Here is a 1,480-nt window from a genome sequence, read left to right on the forward strand (position 1 = left end):
TCGGTGTTGTACGTCAAGGCCGCCTGGGCGCCCGAGGCGTCGGAGTTGGTGAGCTGGTTGCCTGCACCGTTGAACGTCTTCAGGCTCTGGTTCCCGGCGTCATCCGTGGTCGAGGCCGGCAGGTACGCCGTCGAGGTCGTCGACCCGTAGGTCGTGCTCGAGGACGCACCGCCGGGCGAGGTGGCCTTCGTCAGGCTGTTGCCCGAGTTCGCGCCGTACGTACCCGTGGTCGTGCCCGAGGTCGCAGCTCCTGCCTGGCCGGTGGTGGCGGACTCGACGTCGGCGTTGCCGGTGTAGGTCGCCGACCGCTCACGGCCTGCCGCGTCGACAGCCTTGGTGACGGTCTTCTGGGTGGGGTTGATGGTGTACGTCGTCCGCGGAACCGCAGTCACTGCAGCAGCGGTGTCGGTGTTCGGGCCGGCGACGAGGGTCTGCGACGTCGACGTGTACGCCAGACGCGTCGTCGAGGTCCCAGGCGATCCGGCGGTGGTGTTCTGCTGGTCGATCCGGGTGACCTTGTGGGTGGAGCCGTCGTAGGTGAAGTTCGTCACCGCACCGGTGGTCGACGTCACCTGCGTCAGGTCTTTCCCGGCGTAGGCGAACGAGGTTGTGTTGCCCTCGGCGTCGACGATCGAGGTCAGGTTCGAGGAGGAGTCCTTCTGGTACTTCACCGTCCGGGTGTTGTACGAATCGCCGGTCTGGGACACCTGGAACAGCAGGGTGCTGGGGTTGTACGACAACGTCGCGGTCCGCGCAGCGGTCGGGCCCGCGGTCGAGACGACCGTCGCGGGCTGGCCGTTCGAGCCGTAGGTGATCTGCGTGGTGTTGGCGTTCCGGTCAGCGACCGAGGTCGCTTTCCCGTCGGCATCGAAGGACACCACCTGACGCGACGTGCGATCGGTGAGGGTGTAACCGCCGGTGGCGGTCTTGACGAGGTCCTGCTTGAACCCGGCCGGCGACGTGAACGCCGTGGCCGAACCCGAGACGGGGACAAAGGTCCACGTGACACCGTCGGCGCCGGTGTAGACGACGTTCGCACCCACCAGCGACAAGGTGCCGGCCGAGGCGAGCCCGAGGGACCAGTTGTTCGCCGCGACGGTGGTCGTGGTACCGGTCTGCCAGCCGAGGGAGTTGTAGGACGCCCCGATGGGGATGGTGGAGTTCACCCCGGGCAGGGACAGCCCGACGGTGTTGACCATCAGGTTGCCGGTGACGACGTCGACGGACGCCTGCACCTGGTCACTGATCGGGAAATCGACAGTGGTCGCCGACGGACGGGCACCGGTGAGACCGGTCGTGGTGGGGCCGGTGGGCAGGGCCGCGTGAGCGGTCTGAGCGACACCACCCACGAGAGCGAGAGAGGTCAGTCCGACGAGGGCAACACGTGCCCCCAACCAGGAACGAGATGGACGCTTGGGTAGAACAGCAGATGACACTGCGGGTCTCCTTCGATCAACGCAGCAAGACGCACCACCCCGCG

The 1,480-nt window shown here is 67.2% G+C and carries 1 protein-coding gene; it reads right to left on the bottom strand.

Annotation, left to right across the window (positions count from 1 at the left end; all coding sequences use genetic code 11):
- On the bottom strand, positions 1-1,235 hold a 1,235-nt coding region (locus tag EDF21_RS16450), incomplete at its 3' end, for a hypothetical protein (RefSeq protein ID WP_233568563.1).
- Positions 1,236-1,480: the final 245 nt, after the last annotated feature.

This window comes from Frigoribacterium sp. PhB118 (assembly GCF_003751725.1).
Taxonomy (GTDB): Bacteria; Actinomycetota; Actinomycetes; order Actinomycetales; family Microbacteriaceae; genus Frigoribacterium.